The 25,931-nt window shown below is 47.9% G+C and carries 27 protein-coding genes; 13 read left to right on the plus strand and 14 right to left on the minus strand.

Features of this window, described 5'->3' with window-relative positions; all coding sequences use genetic code 11:
* The first annotated feature begins 142 nt into the window (after positions 1–142).
* Together AMJAP_RS14835 and AMJAP_RS14840 are read left to right on the plus strand one after the other, a co-directional pair.
* On the plus strand, positions 143–1,642 hold the full coding sequence (locus tag AMJAP_RS14835; RefSeq protein ID WP_019622663.1) for a leucyl aminopeptidase: 1,500 nt from the start codon (positions 143–145) through the stop codon (positions 1,640–1,642).
* Positions 1,643–1,794: 152 nt separating this feature from the next.
* Positions 1,795–2,229, plus strand: coding sequence for a DNA polymerase III subunit chi (locus tag AMJAP_RS14840; RefSeq protein ID WP_019622662.1), 435 nt, complete (start codon positions 1,795–1,797; stop codon positions 2,227–2,229).
* A 75-nt stretch (positions 2,230–2,304) separates the two neighbouring features.
* Here AMJAP_RS14840 and AMJAP_RS14845 read toward each other — a convergent pair whose 3' ends face one another.
* Positions 2,305–2,646, minus strand: coding sequence for a four helix bundle protein (locus AMJAP_RS14845; protein ID WP_019622661.1), 342 nt, complete (start codon positions 2,644–2,646; stop codon positions 2,305–2,307).
* Between the two features lie 504 nt (positions 2,647–3,150).
* On the opposite strand from AMJAP_RS14845, the gene AMJAP_RS14850 reads away from it, so the two are divergent.
* Positions 3,151–6,006, plus strand: coding sequence for a valine--tRNA ligase (locus AMJAP_RS14850; protein WP_019622660.1), 2,856 nt, complete (start codon positions 3,151–3,153; stop codon positions 6,004–6,006).
* A gap of 335 nt (positions 6,007–6,341) precedes the next feature.
* On the opposite strand, the gene AMJAP_RS14855 is transcribed toward AMJAP_RS14850, so the two are convergent.
* Positions 6,342–6,515 carry a hypothetical protein gene (locus AMJAP_RS14855; RefSeq protein ID WP_019622659.1) on the minus strand — a complete coding sequence of 58 codons (174 nt, stop codon included), beginning with the start codon at positions 6,513–6,515 and terminating at the stop codon, positions 6,342–6,344.
* A gap of 306 nt (positions 6,516–6,821) precedes the next feature.
* The gene (locus AMJAP_RS14860; protein ID WP_019622658.1) at positions 6,822–7,301 is read right to left on the minus strand and encodes a hypothetical protein; all 480 of its coding nucleotides are present in this window, start codon (positions 7,299–7,301) and stop codon (positions 6,822–6,824) included.
* A 318-nt stretch (positions 7,302–7,619) separates the two neighbouring features.
* On the opposite strand from AMJAP_RS14860, the gene AMJAP_RS14865 reads away from it, so the two are divergent.
* Positions 7,620–8,072 (plus strand): hypothetical protein, encoded by a 453-nt coding sequence (locus tag AMJAP_RS14865; protein ID WP_019622657.1) that lies wholly within the window; start codon positions 7,620–7,622, stop codon positions 8,070–8,072.
* 330 nt (positions 8,073–8,402) lie between these two features.
* On the opposite strand, the gene AMJAP_RS14870 is transcribed toward AMJAP_RS14865, so the two are convergent.
* Complete coding sequence (locus AMJAP_RS14870) at positions 8,403–8,873, minus strand: MarR family winged helix-turn-helix transcriptional regulator (RefSeq protein WP_026340213.1); 471 nt, start codon at positions 8,871–8,873, stop codon at positions 8,403–8,405.
* Between the two features lie 184 nt (positions 8,874–9,057).
* On the opposite strand from AMJAP_RS14870, the gene AMJAP_RS14875 reads away from it, so the two are divergent.
* From AMJAP_RS14875 to AMJAP_RS14890, 4 genes are all read left to right on the plus strand, one after another.
* Positions 9,058–10,221 carry an Acg family FMN-binding oxidoreductase gene (locus AMJAP_RS14875; RefSeq protein WP_019622655.1) on the plus strand — a complete coding sequence of 388 codons (1,164 nt, stop codon included), beginning with the start codon at positions 9,058–9,060 and terminating at the stop codon, positions 10,219–10,221.
* A 276-nt stretch (positions 10,222–10,497) separates the two neighbouring features.
* Positions 10,498–10,872 carry a YacL family protein gene (locus tag AMJAP_RS14880; RefSeq protein WP_019622654.1) on the plus strand — a complete coding sequence of 125 codons (375 nt, stop codon included), beginning with the start codon at positions 10,498–10,500 and terminating at the stop codon, positions 10,870–10,872.
* A gap of 193 nt (positions 10,873–11,065) precedes the next feature.
* Positions 11,066–11,812, plus strand: a complete 747-nt coding sequence (locus tag AMJAP_RS14885) for a substrate-binding periplasmic protein (RefSeq protein WP_019622653.1) — start codon at positions 11,066–11,068, stop codon at positions 11,810–11,812.
* Between the two features lie 33 nt (positions 11,813–11,845).
* Positions 11,846–14,266, plus strand: a complete 2,421-nt coding sequence (locus AMJAP_RS14890; RefSeq protein ID WP_019622652.1) for a GGDEF and EAL domain-containing protein — start codon at positions 11,846–11,848, stop codon at positions 14,264–14,266.
* Positions 14,267–14,298: 32 nt separating this feature from the next.
* On the opposite strand, the gene AMJAP_RS14895 is transcribed toward AMJAP_RS14890, so the two are convergent.
* On the minus strand, positions 14,299–15,699 hold the full coding sequence (locus AMJAP_RS14895) for an aminotransferase-like domain-containing protein (RefSeq protein WP_019622651.1): 1,401 nt from the start codon (positions 15,697–15,699) through the stop codon (positions 14,299–14,301).
* A gap of 107 nt (positions 15,700–15,806) precedes the next feature.
* Here AMJAP_RS14895 and ccoG point away from each other — a divergent pair, with 107 nt between their 5' ends.
* Positions 15,807–17,165 carry a cytochrome c oxidase accessory protein CcoG gene (gene ccoG / locus AMJAP_RS14900; protein ID WP_040404801.1) on the plus strand — a complete coding sequence of 453 codons (1,359 nt, stop codon included), beginning with the start codon at positions 15,807–15,809 and terminating at the stop codon, positions 17,163–17,165.
* A gap of 4 nt (positions 17,166–17,169) precedes the next feature.
* On the opposite strand, the gene AMJAP_RS14905 is transcribed toward ccoG, so the two are convergent.
* From AMJAP_RS14905 to AMJAP_RS14925, 5 genes are all read right to left on the minus strand, one after another.
* Positions 17,170–18,141, minus strand: a complete 972-nt coding sequence (locus AMJAP_RS14905) for a DUF6635 family protein (protein ID WP_019622649.1) — start codon at positions 18,139–18,141, stop codon at positions 17,170–17,172.
* A gap of 157 nt (positions 18,142–18,298) precedes the next feature.
* The gene (locus AMJAP_RS14910; RefSeq protein ID WP_019622648.1) at positions 18,299–18,757 is read right to left on the minus strand and encodes an NfeD family protein; all 459 of its coding nucleotides are present in this window, start codon (positions 18,755–18,757) and stop codon (positions 18,299–18,301) included.
* 4 nt (positions 18,758–18,761) lie between these two features.
* Entirely contained in the window at positions 18,762–19,679 is a 918-nt protein-coding gene (locus AMJAP_RS14915; RefSeq protein WP_019622647.1) for an SPFH domain-containing protein, read from the minus strand.
* Positions 19,680–19,731: 52 nt separating this feature from the next.
* Complete coding sequence (locus tag AMJAP_RS14920) at positions 19,732–20,250, minus strand: hypothetical protein (protein WP_019622646.1); 519 nt, start codon at positions 20,248–20,250, stop codon at positions 19,732–19,734.
* A 134-nt stretch (positions 20,251–20,384) separates the two neighbouring features.
* Complete coding sequence (locus AMJAP_RS14925; protein WP_019622645.1) at positions 20,385–20,975, minus strand: TetR/AcrR family transcriptional regulator; 591 nt, start codon at positions 20,973–20,975, stop codon at positions 20,385–20,387.
* Positions 20,976–21,096: 121 nt separating this feature from the next.
* Here AMJAP_RS14925 and AMJAP_RS14930 point away from each other — a divergent pair, with 121 nt between their 5' ends.
* Both AMJAP_RS14930 and AMJAP_RS14935 read left to right on the plus strand, forming a co-directional pair.
* Positions 21,097–21,639, plus strand: coding sequence for a carboxymuconolactone decarboxylase family protein (locus AMJAP_RS14930; protein ID WP_019622644.1), 543 nt, complete (start codon positions 21,097–21,099; stop codon positions 21,637–21,639).
* Between the two features lie 205 nt (positions 21,640–21,844).
* Positions 21,845–22,966: a GGDEF domain-containing protein gene (locus tag AMJAP_RS14935; RefSeq protein ID WP_019622643.1), complete on the plus strand. Its 1,122-nt coding sequence runs from the start codon at positions 21,845–21,847 to the stop codon at positions 22,964–22,966.
* Positions 22,967–23,028: 62 nt separating this feature from the next.
* Here the strand turns inward: AMJAP_RS14935 and AMJAP_RS17795 are convergent, their stop codons facing one another.
* Positions 23,029–23,151 carry a hypothetical protein gene (locus AMJAP_RS17795; RefSeq protein ID WP_019622642.1) on the minus strand — a complete coding sequence of 41 codons (123 nt, stop codon included), beginning with the start codon at positions 23,149–23,151 and terminating at the stop codon, positions 23,029–23,031.
* A gap of 322 nt (positions 23,152–23,473) precedes the next feature.
* Between AMJAP_RS17795 and AMJAP_RS14940 the strand changes: the two genes are divergently transcribed.
* A complete protein-coding gene (locus AMJAP_RS14940; protein ID WP_019622641.1) occupies positions 23,474–23,662 on the plus strand; it encodes a hypothetical protein in 189 nt (62 codons plus the stop codon).
* 402 nt (positions 23,663–24,064) lie between these two features.
* Complete coding sequence (locus tag AMJAP_RS14945; RefSeq protein ID WP_201356385.1) at positions 24,065–24,322, plus strand: hypothetical protein; 258 nt, start codon at positions 24,065–24,067, stop codon at positions 24,320–24,322.
* A gap of 227 nt (positions 24,323–24,549) precedes the next feature.
* On the opposite strand, the gene AMJAP_RS14950 is transcribed toward AMJAP_RS14945, so the two are convergent.
* Genes AMJAP_RS14950 through AMJAP_RS14960 form a run of 3 tightly spaced genes read right to left on the minus strand, consistent with a single transcriptional unit; the run spans position 24,550 to position 25,929 of the window.
* Positions 24,550–24,744, minus strand: coding sequence for a YqaE/Pmp3 family membrane protein (locus tag AMJAP_RS14950; RefSeq protein WP_019622639.1), 195 nt, complete (start codon positions 24,742–24,744; stop codon positions 24,550–24,552).
* A gap of 24 nt (positions 24,745–24,768) precedes the next feature.
* The gene (locus tag AMJAP_RS14955) at positions 24,769–25,233 is read right to left on the minus strand and encodes an FKBP-type peptidyl-prolyl cis-trans isomerase (protein WP_019622638.1); all 465 of its coding nucleotides are present in this window, start codon (positions 25,231–25,233) and stop codon (positions 24,769–24,771) included.
* Positions 25,234–25,929: an alpha/beta hydrolase gene (locus tag AMJAP_RS14960; RefSeq protein WP_019622637.1), complete on the minus strand. Its 696-nt coding sequence runs from the start codon at positions 25,927–25,929 to the stop codon at positions 25,234–25,236.
* Positions 25,930–25,931 lie beyond the last annotated feature (2 nt).

Genomic DNA, 25,931 nt, shown 5'->3' on the forward strand with positions numbered 1-25,931 from the left:
TCTGATACCGAAAACGGGGTTTTGTTTCTGCGGCATTAGGATAAAATCCGGGAATGCATTATAAAACCTGTCCAGCACACTTAGGCTGAACCGGTGCGTCATTATCTTATAAACCAGGCACGATGTCTTGTGTGGAGAAAGCATGGAATTTGAAATAGTTACCGGTTCGGTTGAATCTCTGGAAACTGACTGTTTAATCGTCGGTATCGCCCCTGATGGCGAACTCGCTCCTTCAGCAGCGCTGATCAATACTGCCTCTGCCGGTTATCTGAACGATATTATCGGTGATCACCAGGGCAAAGCCGGTCAGGCATTGTTACTTCACAAGGTTCCAGGCATCGGTGCTGCCCGTGTTCTGTTGATCGGTATCGGCAAAGCCGATGAGCGTAATGATCGCAACCAACTGAAAATCATCAAGAGCATCATGTCCAATCTGAAGCTGATCCAATGCCAATCAGCAGTGATCGCATTAGACGGGTTGGAAAGTGCCGATCAGGATCTCTATCGTCAACTGCGCCATAACACCGAATGGGCTAGCGCAGAGCTATATCAGTATGACGCCACCAAGAGCAAAAAGGCCGATCCCCTGAATCTGGAAAGCATCGCTTTTCTGCTTAGCCAGGATGATGCAGAGCTGGGTGAATTCTCTATCAGCGATGGCTCGGCTATCGCCAACGGTGTTGATACCGCTCGTGAACTGGGCAACCTGCCGGGAAATATTTGCACCCCTTCCTATCTAGCAGAGCAGGCACTGGCGCTGGCTGAAGAGTGCGATGAGCTGACTACCACTATTCTCGATGAAGCTGAGATGGAACAACTGGGCATGCACTCCCTGCTATCCGTAGGTAAAGGCAGCTCGGAGCCCTCTAAACTGATCGTCATGGAATACAAAGGTGGCGAGTCAGATCAACAACCTCATGTCTTAGTCGGCAAAGGCATCACCTTTGATACCGGTGGCATCAGCCTTAAGCCTGGCGCTAAGATGGATGAGATGAAATATGACATGTGCGGTGCTGCCAGTGTAATGGGAGCCATGGAAGCACTGACCCAGTTAGGCCTGGAGCAGAATGTCGTCGCTATCATCGCGTCTGCCGAAAACATGCCTGCAGGCAACGCCTCAAAGCCTGGTGATATTGTCACCACGATGTCCGGCCAGACCGTAGAGATCCTTAACACCGATGCCGAAGGTCGTTTGGTACTCTGTGATGCGCTGACCTATGCAGAACGCTTTGACCCAGCCACCGTTGTCGATGTTGCCACCCTTACCGGTGCCTGTATTGTTGCGCTGGGACATCAGGCAACCGGCCTGCTCTCAAATGACGACCTGCTGGCCGATGACCTGCTGGCCGCCGGTGAGTTTTCCGCCGATAAAGCCTGGCGTCTGCCGCTTTGGGATGAGTATCAGGAACAGTTGGACAGCAACTTTGCCGATATGGCCAACATTGGCGGCCCGGCAGCGGGTACCGTCACGGCTGCCTGCTTCCTGTCCCGCTATACCAAGAAGTATCGCTGGGCACATCTGGATATCGCTGGCGTTGCCTGGAACAGTGCGGGTAAAGCAAAAGGCGCGACCGGACGTTGCGTTCCACTGCTGTGTCAGCACCTTATCGCTCAGGTTGATGATCTGGCTGACGACGAGTAAATCCTAAAAACACAGGGCCCTGAGTCTGGTATATGAGTGTGTCAGCGCAAGACATTTTTCAAAAAGAGTTACTTGCAGTGAGTAAGTGAGTTCTTTGAGAAAAGATATAGCGCCGCACTGGCGCACTCAGACCCCGACCGGAATTTAAAAGTATGAGCCAAGCTGATTTCTATGTTCTTCCTGATGCCGAGCCGGAAAGCCGTACCACTTTCCTCTGCCGACTGGCGGATAAAGTATTAGGCCACGGTCTGAACGTCTACATTCATGTCACCGGCGAAACTGAAGCGGAACGTCTGGATCAGCTACTCTGGGATTACCGGGCGGATGCGTTTATTCCCCATGGACTGCTCAACAGCAAACCCGATGCCCCGGTGCAGATCGGCTGGGGTGATCAACTACCCCAACACCGTGATGTTTACATCAACCTGGCACTGGAGGCTTCAGCGGAAACCCTGAAGTTCGACCGAATCCTCGAGATTGTCATTCAACAACCCGACATCCTCGCGGCAACCCGCAAAAATTTCGCCCTCTATAAAAGCAACGGCAGAACACCGAAGATGCATGATATGAGGCCGAAGGCCTCATAAGTCGCCAGACGTCACTGCGTGTCTTGTTGGACGCGGCTTCGCCGCTAGCTAGTAGTTAGATAAAGATAAGAACGCTCAGGATTCAGTAGATTTAATAAGTGCAGCCAGCATTTTCTGGATTTCATCCAGCTCCATTCGCCAGGCATTCCCTCTTTCGTTATGGATATAGCCAATTCTCTGACCGATATAAACCTGAGTTTTCAGTTCAGCTAAAGAACCTTTGGCATAGTAGAGAAACTTCCGTTTCTCTTTTCTCGAGCCTCGCTCAAACCCTTCTGCAATATTGCTGGGTATCGACAAACCACTTCGGGTGATCTGATCTCTGAACCCAAAATCACGACAGCGGGAAAGCACCGTATATACCTCACAACTTATCCGACAAGCACGTTTCCATACATCCAAATCTTCATAACTCATAACAAAATCCTTTTTGTTTGCCAGTTAACTGCCACAGTGTAGTTCAACCTGACCGATGACGATAAGGCATATCTCATCACTACGTAAGCAGAAGTCGCTAGAACGGAAACTTCGTTTCCTGCTAGTGATTAGACGCGACTATGTCGCTTGCTAGAAAAAACAAAGAGCAAAAGAAAATATAGATACTACAGAACCAAAATGCTTTTCTAACAGGAGACGAAGGCTCCGTTCTAACCACTAGCAAGTTTCGGAGCGACATTTAACAACTGCTCATTAGATAGAACGTCGCTTCACGAGTCGCCAGACACGGTTTCTCCGCTGGCTAGTAGCTAGAAAAAACATTTCAGTTCAGCAGCATAAATGCTCTTCTCTTTTTCTAGTAAGTGCAAAGCACGTCTAACCACTAGCAAGTGCGCAGCACGTCTAGCTACTTAAGTACCCGCCGGGTATAATATCTGACTATTTTTTTTGCCCTAATTTAAGCATTGAGAGCACGGTCGATTAATGGATACCACTTACCTGCCGCACGAGATCGAGAAATCCTGGTACAAAACCTGGGAAGATAATGGTTACTTCGCCCCTTCCGGTGAAGGTGAAGCCTATAGCATCATGATCCCACCGCCGAATGTCACCGGCAGTCTGCATATGGGTCATGCTTTTCAGCACACCATTATGGATGCCCTGACCCGCTATCAGCGGATGAAGGGAAAGAACACCCTGTGGCAAGTGGGTACCGATCACGCCGGTATCGCCACGCAGATGGTGGTTGAGCGTAAACTGGCGGCTGAAGAGCAGAAAACCCGTCATGATCTGGGTCGTGAAGCCTTTATCGAAAAGATCTGGGAATGGAAAGGTGAATCCGGCGGTATGATCACCAATCAGATGCGCCGTCTGGGCGACTCTGTTGACTGGCCAACCGAGCGTTTCACCATGGATTCCGGATTCTACACCGGCGTTCAGGAAGCCTTTATCCGTCTGTATGACGAAGGCCTGATCTACCGTGGTAAGCGCCTGGTTAACTGGGACCCTAAACTGCACACTGCGATCTCCGATCTGGAAGTGGAAAACCGCGAAGTCAAAGGCAAGATGTGGTATCTGCGCTATGCCCTGGCCGATGGTGTAAAAACCGCTGCCGGTGATGACTTCCTGGTCGTGGGTACAACCCGTCCGGAAACCCTGCTGGGCGATACCGGTGTTGCGGTTAACGCCGACGATGAACGTTACAAAGATCTGATCGGCAAAGAGATCATCCTGCCACTGGTTGGCCGTCGTATTCCCATTGTTGCCGATGAACATGCTGACATGGAAAAAGGCACCGGTTGTGTGAAGATCACGCCGGCCCACGACTTCAACGATAATGAAGTAGGCAAGCGCTGCAAGCTACCGATGATCAACGTTCTGACCCTTAACGGTGATATCCGTGACGCGGCAGAAACCTTCAATACCGATGGCAGCGAAAACCACGATCTGGACAAAACCCTGCCGGAGAAATACCGCGGCATGGAGCGGTTTGCCGCCCGTAAAGCGATTGTTGCCGATATGGATGAAGCCGGTCTGCTGGTTAAGATCGAAGAAAACGATATGACCATTCCCTACGGCGACCGTGGTGGTGTAGTTATCGAGCCGATGCTCACCGATCAGTGGTTTGCCGACGCCAAGACTCTGTCTGGTCCTGCCGTAGAAGCGGTAGAGAATGGCGATATCAAGTTCGTGCCTAAGCAATACGAAAACATGTTCTTCGCCTGGATGCGTGACATTCAGGACTGGTGTATCTCCCGTCAGCTATGGTGGGGACACCGGATTCCGGCATTCTACGACAACGAAGGCAATGTCTACGTTGCTAAAGATGCAGCCACTGCCCGTGAAAAATACGGTCTGGATCTGGAAACCGAACTGCGTCAGGACGATGATGTTCTGGATACCTGGTTCAGCTCCGGTCTGTGGACCTTTGGCACCCTGGGCTGGCCTGAAGACACGCAACGTCTGCAGACATTCCACCCCACCGATGTACTGGTGACCGGTTTCGATATTATCTTCTTCTGGGTTGCCCGGATGATGATGATGACCCTGCACTTCATGAAAAATGAAGATGGCACACCGCAGGTACCATTCAAGACCGTGTATGTGACCGGCCTGATTCGCGATGAAAACGGCGACAAGATGTCGAAGTCGAAAGGCAACGTACTCGACCCGCTGGATATGATCGACGGTATCGGCCTGCCAGAGCTACTGGAAAAACGTACCGGTAACATGATGCAGCCACAACTGGCTGAAAAGATCGGCAAGCGTACCGAAAAGCAGTTCCCGGAAGGCATCGCCGCCCATGGTACCGACGCCCTGCGTTTCACACTGGCAGCACTGGCCTCAACGGGCCGTGATATCAACTGGGATGTGAAACGTCTGGAAGGTTACCGTAACTTCTGTAACAAGATCTGGAACGCTGCCCGTTACGTGCAGATGAACACCGAAGGCGAAGATTGTGGCCAAAACGGTGGCGACCTTGAGCTGTCTCTGGCAGATCGCTGGATTGCGAGTGAACTCCAGAAAGTTGAAACTGAAGTCACAAAGCATCTGGATGAGTACCGTTTCGACCTGGCTTCCCAGTGCCTCTACGACTTCATCTGGAACGAATACTGTGGCTGGTACCTGGAGCTGTCTAAACCGGTTCTGTGGGACGACAACGCCTCAGCAGAAGCGAAGCGCGGCACCCGCCGCACGCTGGTTCGCGCACTGGAAGTCATCCTGCGTCTGACCCATCCGATCATGCCGTACATCACCGAAGAGATCTGGCAGTCCATCAAGCAGGAAGCTGGCGTTGAAGGCGACACCATCATGCTGCAAGCCTACCCGGTTGCAGATGAAAGCAAGCTCGATGGCGCAGCCGAAGCCGATATCAACTGGCTTAAAGGCGTTATCACCGGTATTCGTAATATCCGGGGTGAGATGGGTATCTCTCCCGCGAAAGAGCTGGATATCCTGATTCAGAACGGTAGCGCCGACGATAAGGCCCGCCTGGAAGCCAACCAGGCATTCCTGGCGAAGCTGGCATCTCTGGCTTCGGTTACCTGGCTGGAAGCCGGCGAAGAAGCACCGATGTCAGCGGTACAGCTGGTTGGCGAGATGCAGGTACTGGTCCCAATGGCTGGTCTGATCGATAAGAGTGCCGAGCTGGCCCGTCTGAAGAAAGAGATGGACAAGCTAGAGAAAGAATCTGGTCGTCTGTCAGGCAAGCTCAACAACGCGAAGTTCGTGGCCAATGCACCGGAGGCGGTTGTGGCTAAGGAACGCGAGAAGCTGGCAGAGCTTCAGGCTTCGTTGAGTCAACTGACCGAACAGTACGGGAAGATCGAGGCGCTTTAGCACAACAGAGGCTAGAACGTCGCTTCACTCCTCGCTAGACGCGGCTCCGCCGCTTGTTAGTAGCTAGAAAAAACAAAAGCCCGGCAGTGATGCCGGGCTTTTTTGTATTTATTAAATGTTACCCAGCCCCTAATTATCCGAATTTAGCTTTTCTCTGCGAACTCTGTGCCCTCTGTGGTGAGCATTTGGTTAAATATATGGTTTTACCACAGTACCCAAGGGGCATGCTAAGAACACAGAGTGCACCGAGGGAATAACAGGACGGACTGGTTTTATACGGAAAATGAGACAGTCTTATTTAGACTGTGGATAAACGGCCCAATTATTCCAGCCGCTTATTCTGACTCGTCTGTCTTTGGGGGTACAAAGATGAAGAGTGTCAGTGTTAGTAAGCAAACGCCACCCACAATATAACCCATACGCAGCAGGCTGATGCCTTCCATATCGTGTGCCAGAAAAAACAGGAACACAGCCAGACAGAGTGCTACAACGGCCGAAAATATTTTCATACATAATCTCATGTGTAATTGATGCTCGACGAAGCAGTTAAACTACCATCAGTTGCGACTTTCCGCCAATCGAGGCTCGTAGAAAACGCGAGAGTAGTTCGAACGTCACTGCGTGACTTGCTCGTAGTTCGTTGCTCGAAAAAGAAAAAAGCCTGGCAGTGATGCTGGGCTTTTTGGGTTGTGGGTAACTACCATAGGTATCAAGACTGTAGGAGCTGTGTTCTCGCAGCAATAAAAAAGCTCGCTTAGAACGTTGCAAAAAAAGAGCCCAGATTTGATTCAGGCGCTTAGTCAGATGCAACTAACTTAAGACCCTAATTTTTCTGCAGCACTACAATACAGTTTTTGATATTCGGCAGCCCGTGGCTGGGCTAAACCTTCCTGTTTCAGGTCTTCACAGGTTTGATGAAAGAATTCATCCGCCCTATCCATACATCTTGAATACTTTGCTTCATTACAATATTTAACGCTGTAGCAAACCGACTCCGGCTTTACCTGCCAGTGTTGATACTCATAGCTCACCAGAGAATCATTGTATTTCAGCATAATACTCACAGCGCCTGGCTTCTTACTTACATCACCGGATGACTGCAGTGCCTGTGTCAGAGCCTGTTTAAAACCACTGTAATTTTCAAAATAGTCCGTCGCATAAGCCGATGGATATACCAGCAGGATCGCCAGTAAAACAGCACCAAGCGTTGAGTGTTTAAGCATTGAAGACAGAACAGCTGAACGCTGTGCAAAAGAGAAACCAACTGGTTTCAAAAATCGATTATCAGAGTACATTCCATTGTATCCATCTGTATAAGACGTCCAGCGCCTTAGTTCAGGGGTCTCCATGACCAACGACTGATTGACTGCTCACAATCTGGTGAAGAGTTCATGTCTCTGTAATCTAGCTCTGATTAGTTTTTAAGCAAATAGATTGGGAGGAGGAAATTACCCAGATTAGGTAAATCAGTCGTTTGATAAAGAAACAGCGCGGCAGTGATGCTCGGCTGTTCTGGTAACACTTTTTATCTGCCGATAAGAATTACTCAATCGATCTCTGTTAATCAAACCGGTAACCTGCCCGCTTTGTTTTAAGCTAAAGCGAGTCTCACAGTGTCTAACGATATCAACCAGATTACCCAACAGATCGAAACTTACTTTGACGGTATAGAGCAGCAGATTTTCAGCGGCGAGCAGTTCGCCCAGTGGCGCGGTTCATTTGAAGTGAAGAAGATCTATATCAAGAAAGAGAACGCTGATATTAAGTGTGATCTGGATGTCCGTTTACAACACTGGCCCGAAGGCGTTGTGGTAAAAGTCTACAAGCATAAAGCACTGGCGGTTTTACCCAGCGTGAACGACGAAAGCATCGCCCGCGAACACCTGAAGCAGGAACCCATGCCCAGCAAATTCTGGAAAGGTACTTTCTACTTCTCCCTCCGCACCGACCTGGACGATGCCCGTTACGTGTTGCGCGAAGGTAATGAGATGACCGATGTCGACGCCGGGACTTGTCTGGCGATGTTGAAGGGGTTTATTGAAGAGGTTGAAGGGATACTCGCATAAGGCGCGGCTCGCAGAAAACGCGAGAGTGGCTAGACGCAGCTTCGCCGCTTGCTAGTCGCTAGAAAAAACAAAAAGCCCAGCAGTGATACTGGGCTTTTAGATTCAGGGTAACTACAAAATGTATTAATACTGTAGGACCTCCTACTCAACCAACCTTTCCCTTAATAACCTCCGCAGGCTTTTAATTTTTCTCTTCCGAGCTACAAACAACGAGCCAGTCGCGAAGCGACGATCGAGCAACGGCTTTTCCTTGCAAGCGACGTAGTCACGTCTAACCACTAGCAGGGACGCAGTCCCGTTCTAGCCACTTTCGCGCTTTATGCGACCGTTCTAGCCACTCACGTTTTTTATATCTTCCCGATGCTCATCCAGCCAGCGCATCAGTTTCTCCATCTGCTGATGCATTTGGGATATTTCCCCGTCTTCCCAGCTTTCGAAGATGTGTGAAATATCAGGCAGTAGAGAGCCTAAAATCTCGTCGCAGAGTTTTAACCCTTGCGGGGTTATTTTCAAATAACGTCGACGCTTATCTTCTTTATCCGCCCCCGACTCTAATAGTTTCTTATCTAAAAGCACCGTGACAACTTTGGTGATACCGGGCTGATTCATCTCCATCACACCGGCCAGTTCAGTCACCGTCCAGCTGCGTTCAGGGTTATGGGTAAAGTGATTCAACACCCCGAATTGCGAGGGATTCAACGATACATTCGCAAATAATTTAGCTTCGCGAGTGGCCATTAACTGGCGAATAATACCCAGCTGTACCATCAGCCCAACTTCTGTTTGTTCTCTTGAATTCACACATATCTCCAACACTTAAACGGCATCTTAAAAACATTCATATGAAGCGGTATGAATAATATTCCAAAGAATACGCTTTGCATTCCAAGGAATCAAACTAATATATATTCCATGGAATGCAGTTTGATTTCTAACTGATACTAGCAATATTTATTACTTATACGTTTATGTAAGGATCAATCAAATGAACCGTCGAAACTTTATTAAAATTACCGGCCTGGGTATCGGAACGGCCGCCTTAGGCAGCACTGTTGTAGGGTGCAGTGACGTCACCCCTACCGATAATTTTGGCTGGAACGGGCCCGATCCAGCAGAGCAGGATATCCGCATGAAGGTACTGGCCTATGCCATCCTCTGCCCTAACCCCCACAATAAACAGCCCTGGATTATTAACTTAACAGGCTCGCATAGCTTCGATCTTTATGTAGACCCCGAACGCTTGCTGCCCGCCACCGATCCGTTTTACCGGCAGATACATATCGGTCAGGGGACATTTCTGGAAACCCTGGCCATTGCCGCCAGCGGACTTGGCCATGAAGCCAGTATTGATTACTTTCCACAGGGTATGTACAGCAATACAGAGCTACTCGATAAACCCGTTGCCTCTATCGAACTGATTGAACGGCCGGGGATCACTCCCGACCCTCTATTTGCTCAGTTGCTCATCCGACACTCTAATAAGCGGGAGTATGACAACCGTAGCCTGAGCCAAACAGAAACCGAGACATTACAAAGTTTTCACGGTAAGAATAATAATCACGCCCTGAGCATCGTCAGCTCTGCCGAAGCCAAGCAGCATTTCGAGCAGATACTCACCGATGCGATGCAGATCGAGGTGGGTGATAAAGGCCGTGATCATGAGACTATTGCGATGTTTCGCTTCAATGAGGATGAGGTGAAACAACATCGCGACGGGTTCAGCGTGGCGCAGGCCGGATTGAGCGGGCTTAAGAAGGTCTTCGTCGAGAACTTTATACTCTCACGGGAGAGTACCGAAAAAGATCCTACCTCATTCGGTGAACAAGCCGTGACGATGACCCAGAAAGCAGCTGAATCAACTGCCACTTTTGCCTGGATTACTACCACAGGCAACTCTCGACTAGATCAGGTAATCGTTGGTCGCGAGTACTGTCGCATCAACCTGAAAACCACCGCAATGGGGCTTGCGCAGCATCCAATGAGCCAGGTCTTGCAGGAATACCCTGAAATGCTGCCACTACAAGCCAGGTTCAAAGAAACCTTTGGTATAGATAAAGGCGATACAGTACAAATGTTATTCCGTTTGGGGCGAGCTGAAGCAACACCCCACGGACCAAGACGGCTGGTCACTCAGATAATAAACAGCTAGACCGCCGAACAAGTTCGGCTAGCTAGTGGCTCGAAAAAGCAAAGGGACTGACCGGCCCTCGCTCTTTCGAGCTACGGCCGCACTCCCATCGGCACGGGGACGTACCTCCTACATAACCTTCTCAAGCTTTTGATTTTCGAGCAACTAGCAAGTCACGCAGTGACATCTAGCTACTCTCGCGTTCTTTGCGAGCCTCTAATCTCTGCGCTATAAAGAGGCCTGTGCTATGCTCCGCATCCCCTTACACTAATTACTTAACACTGATGGAACACTGCCATGGATTATGACTTTACCCATGATATTTACGGTGCCTTTAAAGCTGATTTTTCCATGGGCCATGAAGCTTTAGGCTACTGGCTCACCTATGAGTTGCGCAGCCGTCAGACAGTTATTACTGAACTGCTCAGGGTTATTACTGAACTTCAGCAACGGCAACGGCTGGATTACCTGATGGAAGGTGCAGAGTACAATTTGATACTCAACAGAGATGAGGCAATTATCCGTGCGCATGCGCTGGATTCAGCATTCGAAGATGATGCCCCCGAAGATCACCTTGAGTTTTACGATCAGGAGTCCACAGCCAGCTGCGGTTTAGAGGATTTCATCGAGATTATTGAAGGCTGGCAGAATTTTACTGTCTCAAAGCATTAACACTCATTCGCGGGCCCTCTGCATTCGATTTCACTACCCCATTTTGGTCACTTTTTAACCTGCTAACGGTTGATTTTTTCCCAGAAAAGAAAAGAATGGAGATAGGGATATTCTCCGCTTCTTAACTTTTGTCATATCCCTGTTAAACATCTGCTGTTACATATACCTGCAACAATTTTGATGAGGGATCGCTGTGTTGTTATTCAAGTCTCGGATTATCTTTTTTGCGTTATTAACGAGCTTTACTTCTCTGTTAATGGCCGAAGTAAAACACGTCGAAATATTCGCCATTGATTACCCACCCTATACCATCGTGGACGATCAGAATAACCTCAGTGGAATCGATATTGAGGTCGTCAAAGCCTCTTTTGCTAAAGTCGGTATTAAGGTTAAGTTTAGTACCGCACCCTGGGAACGTATCAGAAAAAATCTTGAGCATGGCTATATCGCCGGATATACCAGTTGCGCAAGACGGCCTGCACGGGAAGCTTATATTCTCTTCAGCGACAAAGTGAGCGAAGCCAATCAGGTTGCACTGATGGCCAACGACACTGATGATAGTCAACTGACTAAGTTAACAGACCTCAGCCAATACAAGGTCAATGCAATTGAAGCCTGGGCTATGCAAAAAGAGCTGGCCAGCAAAGAGATCCCCCATAGCAAAACTCAGGATATGGATAGTGGTATTCGCTCTGTTCTTTTCCGGGATATCGATGTGTTTTATATCGGTGAACTGACAGCACTCTATCGAGTTCGTCAGCTAGGGCTCCAGGACAAGATCAAGACAAAGCGTTTTACCGACAAAGAGAGCGTTTCATTTTACCTTTGCTTAAGCAAAACCTATCCGGGTAATACGCTATTACTGGAACAGTTCAACACCGGGCTTGAGCACATCAAAACGTCTGGTGAACTGGATGAGATATATGATCGCTATTTGTAAACAAAGTATCAGAGTGATAATCAAGGCGGCTATATGAAGCTTGCTTTCCGCCATAAGATTGCATTCAAGCAAGCCATTATTGTCTTAACAATATCTTTATTACTGGGCTTGATCTCTACCAGCGGACAGATTTATCTGGATTATAAGCAGGAACGTAAAGATTTCAATCTTGGCATAGAGCAAACCATCGCCATGCATTGCGATACTGCCATTCAAGCGGTATATAACCTTGATCGTAATCTGGCTCAGGATGTGACTACCGCCCTCACGCTGGCTCCTGAAGTTTATCGCGCCACCTTGATTGATGACTTCGGTGATACTCTGGCAGAAAGTAGTGCTCAGAAGGCCCAGTCATCACCGCTTACGATGATGGGTAACAACCTATTTTATTTCAAAAGTCATATTGCAACGCCACTTAGCATTAAAGAATCCAGAACCGGCTCTGCGACGCTGATTATCGACCTGGATACCACTCTGATTACCGGTAACTTTACCCGACGGGCAGTCACCAGCATGGCGCTGGGATTGCTCTATAACATCGCACTGGCCAGTATTTTTCTAATATTATTCTATCGCTACCTGTCTCAGCCAATTCTTAATATTGCACATTGGGTTAATCAATTAGGTAAAAACGATAAAAACGTTACGCCTCCCTATGATCAGCAGGATGAACTGGGCGATTTAGTCTCCAGCTTTGACCGGCTGTGGCATGAACGAAAAGAGATGACAGATCAGCTGAATAAGACCATTCAGGAGCTATCTAAAAGCGAATACTTTTCACGCTCTCTGATGGAGAATGCCGGCGATGCGATGTTCCTCTGTCGTGCAGACGGTATCATTATTCAGGTCAATAATCAGGCAACCGAGTCTTTAGCAATCGATAGCGCTAAACTCCTGGGTAGATCCCTCGCTGAATTTAGTAAAAACTACACAAGTTCTCAGTTACAAACCCTCTTCTCAAGCATCAATGAAAAAGAGGCTAGCACCATAGAAGATATCCAGATCAGTACTCAGGGAGAACATTTTCCTATTGAAGCCCGTTGCATTAGGATGCGCTTACAAAACGAAGACTACATTCTGATTCTCGCGCGGGATATCAGTGTGCGAAAAGAGGCCGAGCAGCAGATTTTTGAACTTGCCTTCTTTGACACCCTGACAGGGCTGGCAAATCGCAGACTCTTTATTGACCATCTCAATAACGCAGTCAAACAACACCAGGAAAACCAAAACTTCGGTGCGGTGCTCTATCTGGATCTGGACCGTTTCAAAACCATCAACGATTCTCTGGGCCACGGTATCGGTGATGCGATTCTCTGCGAAGTCGCCAAGCGCTTAACCCAGGCTCTGCCTGATACATCCACCTGTGCCCGGTTTGGTGGGGATGAATTTGTGGTACTCCTGACTGAAACAGGCTCCTCTGCCGAACTCTGTGCAGAAAGCACGGCCACCACGGCCTTAAAGGTCCTTGAGCAGATGGCTGTGCCTTTCGACATTGCCGGCCACCAGCTCTATTGCAGTACCAGTATCGGTATTGCTGTTTTCCCGGACAGCACCAATAATTCACTGGATATACTCCGCCACGCAGATACCGCCCTTTACCGGGTAAAAGCGCAGGGACGCAATAACTTTCAATTCTTTGACCCTGAGATGCAATCGACTGCACAGGAAAGAATGGAGTTGGAAAAAGGCCTCCATCTGGCACTGGAAAATAATGAATTTGAGCTCTGGTATCAGCCTCAGGTAAACGATGCTGATCAGATTATTGGGGCTGAAGCACTGTTACGCTGGCGGCACCCGCAGAACGGAGTCATCTACCCAGGCGATTTTATCGGTATCGCCGAAGAGAGCGGTCAGATTGTCGAGATTGGTAACTGGGTTCTGAAGCGGGCGATAAATCAGCTTTCTGACTGGCATCAGCAAGGCTTGCCCGAGTCATTCAACCGACTGGCAGTCAACATCAGTCCTTTGCAATTCATGCAGGTTGATTTTGTCGACCGTCTGGTGGAGATGCTGAATGAGAAAAACATTCCTGGACGACTGGTTGAGTTAGAGATTACGGAAAACATGCTGCTGAATAATTTTTCTATCGCCAGCAATAAGATGAAACTACTGAAGCAACGAGGCATTTCCTTCGCCATTGACGATTTCGGTACCGGCTATTCTTCGCTCAGATACCTCCGCGATCTGCCTCTGGACATTCTGAAAATAGACCGGTCTTTTGTGTCTGGGTTGCGCGCCTCTTCTGAGCTTGCGGCGATTGTTGAGGTTATTATTGCGACCGCCGATCGGTTAGATTTGACGGTCATCGCCGAGGGCGTCGAAACATTGAATGAACGCAGTGCGTTAATGGAGCTGGGATGCCATTGTTTTCAGGGATACCTGTTTTCAAAACCCATGATTCCAGATGTTTTTTACGCCAAACTCCAGGCGCCATCCCACAGCTCGCTGGTCTGAATCAGCGATCAGCAAATTAATTAAACCCACAACTAAACAAGTAACCCAGGAAGTCGCTTGAGTGCGGTAACCCGGCGTTCATCCCAGGGGTGAGAAAAGCTAATTCGCAGACAGTTTTTAAACTGACCGGATACTGAGAACAGAGGGCCGGGGGTGATCACAACCCCTTGTTGTAATACCTGTGAATAGGCACTCAGCGTATCAACCTGATCATCCAGCTCAACCCATACACACAACCCACCCTGAGGCAGGCTGACTCGGACATCACCCGGCCAGTCTCGTAGATTTACCATCAGTTGATCACGCCGCTCCCTGAGTTCAGTACGTTGTCGCCTCAGATGTGTGGCAAAGCTTCCATCTCGCATAAACTCAGCCACACCCTGCTGCAGATAACGACTACTGGCTAATTGAGTGACCAGCTTGAGATGAATGATACGCGCATGCCAGCGAGCACCTGAGATCCAGCCTAAGCGCAGGTCACGGGACAACGATTTTGAAAAAGAGCTACAAAGAATTACCCGATTATCCGTATCAAGCTTTTTCAATGGATCCGGCACTTGCCCCAGCGCCGTGTCTGCATAGATATCATCTTCAATCAGCGCCAGGTCATAGCGTTCTGCTAACGCTAATAATCTCTGTTTAGCACTATCAGGCATTAAAGCCCCTCCCGGCGTAGAAAAAGCAGGGGACACAACACAGGCTTTCACTTTCCAGCGTTTCAGCACTTCCTCCAGAGCCTCAACATCCATACCAGTGGAGATGGAAGTTGGCACCTCAACCACTTGCAGATTCAGCTGTTCGAGTAGTTGTAACACACCATAGAAACCCGGTGACTCAACCGCCACAACATCACCGCTTTCGCAGGTTGCCATGAGGGCCAAAAACAACGCATGCTGACAACCCGAGGTGACACATAATTCATCGATATCAACTGGCCACCCTCTTCGCGAAAGATGCCAGGCTAACTGCTGCCTTAAACTCAGATCCCCTTCCGGTTCATCATAATATTGGGAGAGCTCACCCCGTTGTCGACGAAGGGCGCGAGCAATAGCTCGATTAAGCGTGACAATTCCAGCGGGCAGATCGCCCGCGTGCAGATCCGGTAACAGATCAAACGCAGCACTCCGACGCATAATATCCAGCAGAAGGTCACTCCCGGTGACAGGCCTGGGCGCTTCTATTCGCGATCGGCTAACCGGCTCCTTGACCGCTTCCGTCTGGAGGACGACAAAATACCCGGCCTTTGGCCTGGCCTCCAGTATGCCCTGCACCTCCAATCGCTGTAATGCATGTTGAACGGTTGCTTTAGACAGTTGATGTTGTCGGCACAGATCTCGGATAGAGGGGAGCCGCTCACCCGGATGCCAGCGCTGCTCCTCAATCCCCTTCCGCAGCCAACTTTCCAGCCTTTGATAGAGATACTCTGATGTCATGTCGCGTTAATCCGCCTATCTGTACCTATTAAGTATATTTTATTTACACCTGCTCCTATCGCTTTTGCAAGCTTAATCTACAGCTAATCAAAATTTGGTACGAAGCTATGACTCAAAGAATCCCTGTGCGGCAGGACCCAACCCCTCCCTTTGCAACTGACGGTAAGTTTCACGTTCGACTCATCGAGGGATATTTTCAGAACCTCAGACGGTTAACGACCTGGCCACTGATTACCCTCTATTTTGCTTTAGCCTGGGTTCAGATTGACGGCCAGCCAGTTCTATTTTTTTCATTTGAGCTGCGTCGCATTCATCTTTTTGGCAGCGTACTTTCATGGCATGACCTGCCTCTGCTGGCAGGACTGATGATTGCAGGCTCAACCTTATTGTTTTTTGTAGCGGTCGCCTGGGGCCGTGTCTGGTGTGGCTTTGCCTGCCCTCAAAGTATCTGGACCTGGTTATTTATTCGCATTGAACAACTGACTGAGGGACGCGCAAATGAACGAGCCCGTTATGATGGTTCGTTCAAAGGGGTACGTCTTTTTCGCCGTTTATTGAAACACGGACTCTGGGTGTTGTTAGCCTTAGGCACCGCTGTCACTTTTACCGGATATTTCGTTCCCATACGAGAGATTGTCATGGATGGCATCAACCTGCAGCTCTCTATCACTATGATGAGTTGGTTGCTCATTATGACCGCGCTCACTTATACCAATGCTGGGCTTGTACGGGAAAAAATCTGTTTGCATGCCTGCCCCTACTCTCGCTTTCAGAGTGTGATGTTTGACCAGCATACCCTCTCGGTTAGTTATGATACGCGCCGGGGTGAGCCTCGTGCTCAATACAGGAACGCGGATGAGAATAGCGGTGATTGTGTCGATTGTGGCGTGTGTGTTCAGGTATGCCCCACTGGCATTGATATTCGTGACGGATTGCAGGCTGCCTGTATCGATTGCGCAGCCTGTATCGATGGCTGCAATACGGTAATGGATAAACTGTCGCGACCACGGGGACTGATACGCTTTGCTTCAGAGCAGCAATTAAAAGGTTTCACCTCACCAAAATTACGGATGAAACTGCTAGGTTACGGCGTTATCATGCTGAGTGCTATCACAGCTGTGGTCTACGGTTTTACTGAGACAAAAAGTCTGTTGATTGAAATTCAGCGCGATCGTACCGAACTGTTCACCCGGGTTGAACCGAACAGGCTATGCAACCAATACCGTGTCAAAGTAGAAGGATTCTCAGACGAAATAGATATCGTCCAGGTCTCACTATCGGACCCTAGCCGCTTTCAGTTACACGGCCCCACCAATATAGATCTCAGGGAAAGTAGTTCAACCTGGCTACCGTTTCGTATCTGTAGCAGCTATACCAGCCCGGCCGGTGCAACATTAGATTTTGTATTCACGGCTAAGGGAGTCTCTGCAACGAAAACCACTACCTTTCTCACTCAGAGGCTATAACAGTTCAGGACAGACCGGCTCGAACCAGATCGAAGCACTCCATAATACGGGCGACATACTGATCTTTGGGCCGAAAACTACTGTCTGTCTGGCGCAGCATATCCAGCTCCATGTGCCTGAGCATTTTATTCAGTCGATAGCGATGCAGGCCAATTGCCGCCTGTATCGGATCGGAGATCACACCGGATAATGCAGCACCGGCGGACAACAGAGACAGTACGCCGGCGATGGTCGCCAGTGTCACCCCGATAGAGGGTGAAGGCGGAAAAACACTGTAATACAGATGGCCTAAGGTTTCGCCTAAGAAAAAATCAGTGGCCGCGAGTTCCGTACTGATAATCGTTGAGAGCACCAACGCGATACCAATACCTCCCGGGGTAAACTTCTGAAAAGCAAAAGCTCCCAGAACGGTACAAGACAGCGTATTAGTAATATCGGCCGAAGCGGTACGAGTGATGCGATACTGCGCCAGCGCCTCTTCGACGATAGGCTCTGCCCGGGCATGAAACAAGGTACTTCCTATGGTCGTATTTTCATTCTGTTGATACAGCGTACGTAGCTCTTCCGCGATAAACCAACTCAATGAATGTTGCGGTAGATTATGTTGCAACAGATCTCTGAGTACCAATTCACTGATATGTGTCTGCACCTGCGTCGTGAAGCCAGCAGGAAAACGCCCGAGTAAGCGATGCAGCCAGCTAAGGCGCTCAAAGCGACCAACACCAAAGCGAATCATACTGACCAGCGCAAATAACGGTGCCCAGAACAGATTTACCGGCGCCCGTAACACATCAAGACCAAAAGCAACCCGGTTGGTAGTCAGTGCGGCAGGATAGCTGAAATGCTGTTGAATAAAGCCGGGAACCCGCTGCCGACAAGCATCAAAATATCTGTGAATACCCCTGATGACGGACTGCTGAATAGCCTCTTCCAGCACCCCCTGGCTCGCTAGTTTATCTGATTCTGACGATTGCATGAGACCTTGAAATTCACTCTGTACTGTTCAACTAGGCATGGTAAAACGCTGATGCTTTCAGTTTTAAAACAGACACCACCCGAGCTGCTAATGCCCCGGCGATATCATCGTTTTATTTAAACCAAATAAGAGAGCCTACAGTGTGCAAAAAAAGCGATCAACTATCCGGCAGAAGACGAATCTTCAGCACCATCCCTTCGCTGCCGTAAACCTCAACCGAGGCACCTGCTGCCAGACTACCCTCCGCTTCTGCTTTCCATAAGGTATCTCCAATCTGAACCCGTCCCTGTCCATGATCGAAATCCTTTTCCAGGCGAAAACGACGACCTATTAACTGAGCCGCCCGGTCATTCAGCATAGGCTCATCTGATTGACGATTAAACGCACGAAACACTCGCCAGTAAAGGATCGTAAACACTATTCCCAGTAACGCAAACCAGAGCACTTGATACTGCCAGCTGTTCACAAGGTCCAGCGCCACGGCACCTGCCACCACCAGGGCAGCCACTGCCAAACCGATAAGAAAGCCAGAGGTGCCAAGCACCTCCAATGTCAGCAAGAGCATGCCCAGCGTCAGCCAGTGCCAATGTGTTAGTTCATTAAACCAGTCTGCCATTATCTCAGCCCTTAGCTTTGGTGTTATTCAGCAGTTCAGTAATGCCCCCAATAGAGCCAATAAGGCTACTCGCTTCTAACGGCATCAACACCACTTTACTGTTGTCGCCCGCCCCTATCGCTTGCAGTGCATCTGTATATTTTTGAGCCACAAAGTAATTGATTGCCTGCTGGTTACCATCACTAATAGCTTCAGACACGACTTTAGTGGCCATAGCTTCAGCTGATGCCTGACGCTCCCGCGCTTCCGCTTCAAGAATTGCCGCTTGCTTTTGGCCTTCCGCACGTAGTATTTCAGCTTGCTTCTGACCTTCCGCAACTTGAATGGCGGCTTCCCGTTGACCTTCAGCCACCAATATTGCCGCCCGCTTATCCCGTTCAGCCTTCATCTGGTTGCCCATTGAAGCGACCAGATCCTGTGGTGGAGATATATCGCGAATCTCAATCCGGGTCACCTTAATTCCCCAGGGATCGGTCGCTTCATCCACTTTACCCAAGAGCTTTATATTGATCGCATCACGGTTGGACAACATCTCATCCAACTCCATTGAGCCAAGCACCGCCCGAATATTCGTCATCACCAGGTTTCGCATCGCCCGTGTCAAATCATTCACTTCGTAGCTGGCCTTTCCCGCATCAAGCACCTGATAAAAACAAACCGCGTCTGTCGTTACCATCGCATTATCAGAACTGATAACCTCCTGCGGGGGGACATCCAGAACTAATTCCATCATGTTCTGTTTAGTGCCAATCGTATCAATAACCGGAATAATCAGATGCAATCCGGGGTGTAGCGCCCGCGTATAACGACCAAAACGCTCGACAGTCCAGCAGTGTCCCTGCGGCACCATTTTTACACCCATAAAAATCAGTGCCAGCGCAAAAACAACAATAACAACAATTGAAATCTCGAAGCCATACATGGTTATTCATCCTTAAATCATTTGCAGGTTGCAGAAACCGTCAGTCTAACAGTTATTTACGAACAGGCCGAAAATCACTCAGATAAGAAATCGCTATTTCTTGATCCTCCGCAAGTTTGACCATCACCTGCTCAGCCAGTAACGAGTCACTATTTTGCAGGCTATGTTTTAGGTGAAGGGATAGCTTTTGCAGATGCATAAAACTGTCAAACAGACCATTAAGCTGATGTCGATAGATGTAAGCCTTATTCAGATGCTGTATCTGCTGATAAAACTCTTTACGGCTCATATATTCCGGCGTCCAGCTCTCGTTACGGTATCGAATAAAGCCTTGCGCATCCTCAGCTTTACGAGACATCAAAAATTGCTGGGTCAGTTTTTCACTACTCTCCAGATAGTCGCCCGCAAGCCGCTCAATAAGTTCAGACTGGTTTTCCGGATTAAGATGAAATGACTGTACAGCCACGCCTGCCTTTTCCGTTGGTGCGGATTCTTCGCTACAGCCCGATAACAGTATGGATAGCAACAGGGGAAGCAAGATAAACAAGGGACGATAAATAGATACCGACATAACTACATCCAATATAGCTAATATAACGTTATTACTATATCAGGCCTGTGGTAGAGCAACCGATAAACTATACGTATTTTGGGTACTGGGCTGGCGTATTTCTGATGCAGGTGAACACCATAAAGCACTAAACTTTATTGCTTTATGGATATAGATTTAAAAAGATTCGTAATTAGCTCTTGCACTGCCTCCGGCTTACCACTCGTTTTCATATAAAGGCGTAGCCCGATCATCTGTACCTGGAGATGTCTCGCCAGCACGACAGGATTTGCTGTTTCAGCAATTTCACCCTGATCCCTGGCTTGCTGAATAATCCCAGTAAAACGAATTTCTGCTCGTCGCAGAAGTTCACGGGAAAGCTCTAACAACTCTGATTGTTGTTCGTTAACTTCAGACAAAGTCTTAATCAGCATACAGACCTCACTGGGATTTGATTCCCGCCGATCGATAACCACATTACGAAAGAACATTTCCAATCCGGCTAATGGCGAGCCTTGCTCCGCTATATGATGGGCCAGAATACCTGACATCTCCTGGGAGTAGCATTCCAACGCCTCACCATAGAGTTTTTCCTTATTGCCAAACGCTGCATAAATACTTCCGGGACGCATATCAATCGTCTGTTGAAGATCCCGTGTCGAAGTACCATTAAAGCCTTTCTCCCAAAACAGCAGCATCGCTTTGCGAACAACATCATCACGATTGTACTTTGCAACATTGGCCATACAGGTCACCTAAGTTTGAACGTATGCTCAATTTTAACTTGAACTATCGTTCAAGATCAAATAGGCTAAAATTATTGAACGAACGATCAATATTAAGATTTATGCTATCGAGGACCATCAGATGAATAATTTACAAGTACACACACTGGCAACAGCACCGGAAGCCAGTCAGCCTCTATTACAAAACTCGATTAAAAGCTTCGGTTCAATCCCCAGCCTCCACGGCATTATGGCTGAATCACCGGTCGTGCTTGAGGCATATCAAATGCTGCATAAATGGTTTCAGGAAAGTTCATTTAACGCAGAAGAGTTAACCGTCGTCTGGCAAACGATCAACGTCGAGCATGAGTGCCACTATTGTGTTCCTGCCCATGCAGCTATCGCAAAAATGATGAAAGTTGATGACGCCCTCACTACAGCGCTGCGTAACCGACAATCAATGCCTAACGCACAACTGCAAGCGCTGCATGATACAACCCTGTTAATAGTCCGTAACCGTGGCCGGGTAGATGAAGCTGATATCGCCTCCTTTTACGCGGCGGGCTATACCCAGAAACACCTTCTCGAGATAATTCTCGGCCTGTCGCAAAAAGTGATGAGCAACTATATTAATCACCTGGCAGATACTCAGATTGACGAACGTTTTGCTGCGTTTGTAGAGTAAGACTCATCCGGCCAGCTTCATAAACTGGCCCTTTCAACCTTTTAATTTTTGTGAAGTTTGTTTAAAAAAAACCTGAAAAAACCCCAACAAAATGAGTACAGTTATATTAAATCATTGATATAAGTTGACTTCAGCAGGTATATACCGATCTCTGAACAGAGTAAGATTTGTTTAACTTTACTCAATTTTTTCCAGAGGTAGCAGTATGGAGTCTTTTCGTTGGGACCAGGGTTTTTTAACTGGCATTGCTGATGTTGACGACCAACACCACCACCTTGTTAATGTTATTAACAGCTTTGGCGAGTTGATTTCAGGCAAGGAGACACCTCGTTACTCTGAAGTTGAAGCTATTTTCAAAGAGCTCACCGAATACACCCATTACCATTTTTCTGAAGAAGAAGCGTTTATGGAACAAGCCGCTCTCGACCCCCGGTACCTGGAACCCCATAAAAAAGCACACCAGCATTTTATCAATGAAGTTCTGAAAATGAGCGCCACCATTACCCCTGAAACAATGGACAGGTGTGACAAGGTCATGAAATTCCTGATTCACTGGCTGGCCTATCATATTCTGGGCACAGACAAATCGATGTCTCGCCAGATCAGTCTGATTGAAACCGGGATTTCACCAGCTGATGCATATGAACAGGAACAACTTCATCAGGAATCCTCTACCGGACCATTATTAACTGCACTCAACGGGCTGTTCCAGCAAGTCTCCGAAAGCAATCAGGAACTCTATCAATTAAACCAGACGCTGGAACAACGTGTAGAAGAACGAACACGTGACCTGGCTTCGGCCAACCATAAACTGGAAGTTATCGCCCTGACGGATGCCCTGACTGGCTTGCCAAATCGCCGCCACGCACTGAGGGCATTTGAACAACTCTGGCAGGAAAGCAGTCAAACAAAGACTCCCCTCTGCTGCATGATGATCGATGCTGATTACTTTAAACAGATTAATGATACCTATGGCCACGATGCTGGCGACGAAGTACTGCGGCAATTATCACATACCCTGAAACATTCAGTACGCAACGATGATATAACCGCCCGTTTAGGTGGCGATGAATTCCTTATTATCTGCCCTAATACCGATCTGAAAGGCGGGTTACTAGTCGCTGAAAAAATGCGTCAAACAGTCAATGCCCTCCGCGTACCCGCCGGCGACGATGGAGAATGGAAAGGTAGTGTAAGTGTCGGTGTATCCTGCCGTACAGCGGATATGAAAGGACCTGACAATCTGATTAAAGAAGCCGATAATGGGGTTTATATGGCCAAAGAAGATGGTCGAAACTGTATACGAACATCACAGACATCCAGCTGAATCAGATATTCCGGGCATCAAAAAGGCCGCTTATGCGGCCTCTTTTATATCTGAGCGGCAAATTACTTTTTGCCGTCTTCGCTCATCAGCTTACGGATTTTAATAAATCCCCAGATCATACCAATAGACATTCCAGCAACACCCAACAGACTTGGCCACAGTGTTTCGAACAGATACGGATCCATAACAGTTACCTTTGTTTAATGTTTCTAACTGGTAACAGATATTACTCCTGATCAAATTAGAGAATATTGATATAACTCAATAACAGGTGTGATTAAATTTTGAATATAACGCCCTGCCCGCTATCCCATGTTGCTAGAAGCCCTGTAACTTCACTATTAATTCAATGAATTTACCCGTCCAACCAGAGTCTCCAGCAAATTGCCACACTTGATAAAAATACGTTTCTCATCCATACCTTAAAGGCAAGGAAGACAGAAAACGCTCCTCAAACGTACCTGCTCTTCTCTTGTCTTTAAACAACCGGTAGAGCGAGAATCCCCTATGGCTCAACTACATAAAACCTGGGACAGCGAACAGCTAAAACAGATGAATGAAGAAGCGTTTCTAGTCGATCTACTGGATATGATTCAGATTTCACCTACCACTGACAGCAGCGACAGCGCTATTAAACTGATGCAAAGCAAGCTGGATGTTGTCGAAGCAATGTTACGCGAACGTCTCAATGGCTAATAAATAGCTCCGACTAAAAATGCCCTTTAAGGGCATTTTTTTATAGCTCTCTCCCAAGACCTCCCCTCTTCAACTCCTCAGTCTATTTATCTTAATACCAAGACAAAATATCAAAATAACTATAATGATCTATCAAAAGCTCACTATTGATAGATATAGCCTTTCACTTACGCTCCTATTATTAAAAAATACAATAACTCACGAATAAAAATAAACCCTTATATATCAACATGTTAAAGATAAATTTCTTTAACATAACAAGCCTCCACTTATTTCTAAAAAAAGCCATTAAAAACAATTAGTTACAAGCGCAAAAAGCCTGAGATAAACTTTTGATTAATCAATAAATAATATATACTTATCTATATAAGATTAAAAACATTCAATAAAAAGGTAATGAACATGCAAGAAAGAGAAATAAAGCTTCTTTTTAAGGCGGGGGTGTTTGATTCGTGTCAGGCAGCGCCGGTGTCGATTGCCAGAGGCTGGCAGCTAAAATTTATTACTAAGCAGGCAGAGGTCATGACGCTTGATCTGCAACGTTCTCGCAAAGAACGAGAATTCAAAAGCCTGGATGGCGCCGCAGCAGTTGCCCGCCGAATTGGCTTTGAATGGTTAAATGTGCAGATTGGTGATATGGAGTGGCAGGAAAAGGTATAACGCCTGTTATGTATCGCTTTGCAGAAGAATATTGCTCGCCACTGGCGGTAGCAGAATCAGGGCAACGTGAAAACACGAGTCAGGCCGTATCGTTTTAAAAACAGTGACTCTGAGCTGTAATAAGAAGGGGAACTTCGTGAATTTTGGCGGCCCGGCACTTCATTAACAACAATGGCTATAGAAGTACCGGGGGGAAAGGAAAAACAGAGACTTTATCTTTTAATGGGCTACTCTTTTCCGCCCATTGCGGCCTCTATTTTTTTGTCAGTTTTATACTGGCTCAGCGCATAAACAGACCAGATCGCAGCAGGCAGCCAGCCGACCAGTGTCAATTGAAGAATCAGACAAATTATTCCGGCAAACGGCCTGCCGATTGTAAAAAACTGCACCCAGGGTAACAACAGGGCTAAAATCAAACGCATGACAAACACTCCTTCTTTTTAAACTTATCCAACAATACCATCGCGTAATTCAGTGTCTGTTGCTTCGCGGACAGCCACAACTTCAACCTCGAAATTCAGCGTCTTACCAGCAAACGGGTGGTTCGCATCAATAGTCACTTCATCCTCTTCAATCAGAGAAATGGTCACCAACTGGGGCTCTCCATCTTCACCCTCTAACTGACATAGCATGCCTTCTTCAATCTGATCGAACCCGGCAAAAGACTCTGCATCAATAATACTGACTTTACTTTCATCACGATCTCCATAGCCCTGTTCAGGCGCGATAGTTACCGTAAAAGTATCGCCTTTGGCCTTTCCAAGAAGCGCCGCTTCCAGGCCAGGAATGATGTTAGCCTGACCTTGAATATAAGGAAGGGGCTCTCCTCCACGCGAACCATCCATCACTTCATTTTCCTCATTAAAGAGGGCGTAATGGATCTCGACGTAGCAGTTATTACTGATATTCATTCAATTTATTTCCGTTTCTAAAGTTCGCACCAGCCACTCACCAATGGACACTACTTCTTCAAAGCAGAGCCCGTGGTCTACCGGCCAGCTATGCCACTGAGGCTTATACCCCAGCTGCTGTAATTTCTCGGTTGCCTGAACCCCCAGGCTCATCGGCACCACATCATCAGCAGTACCATGATGAATCATGACAGGGATATTCTGGTTGGCATCACTACGCTGTTGTTCAATCAGATCGGCAGTAGCCATGTAAGTTGACAGGGTCAACAAACCTGCCAGCGGTTGTGGATAACAAAGCGCCGTATGATAGGCCACCGCACCACCCTGAGAGAAGCCTGCCAAAACGATTCGGTTCGCAGGGATACCCCGATCGATCTCACGCTGAATCAGCGCTTTAATCTGTTGAACCGATTGCAGTAAGCCATCGACATCAATCTTACGCTCGATACTCATTTCCAGAATATCGTACCAGGCCGGCATCACCCAACCACCATTGACGGTGACTGGTTGCGACGGTGCATTTGGAAACACAAACCTGACCGGTAAAGATTCAGGTAAATTCAAAGCCGGGACTACCGGCTCAAAGTCATGCCCGTCAGCACCCAGCCCATGTAACCAAATGACGGTTGCACATGCCGGTTGAGAAGGCTCCACCTCTACGCAGGGCAGCAATTGCCCGGTTATCTGTTCTGTCATCA

Source organism: Amphritea japonica ATCC BAA-1530, assembly GCF_016592435.1.
Taxonomy (GTDB): domain Bacteria; phylum Pseudomonadota; class Gammaproteobacteria; order Pseudomonadales; family Balneatricaceae; genus Amphritea; species Amphritea japonica.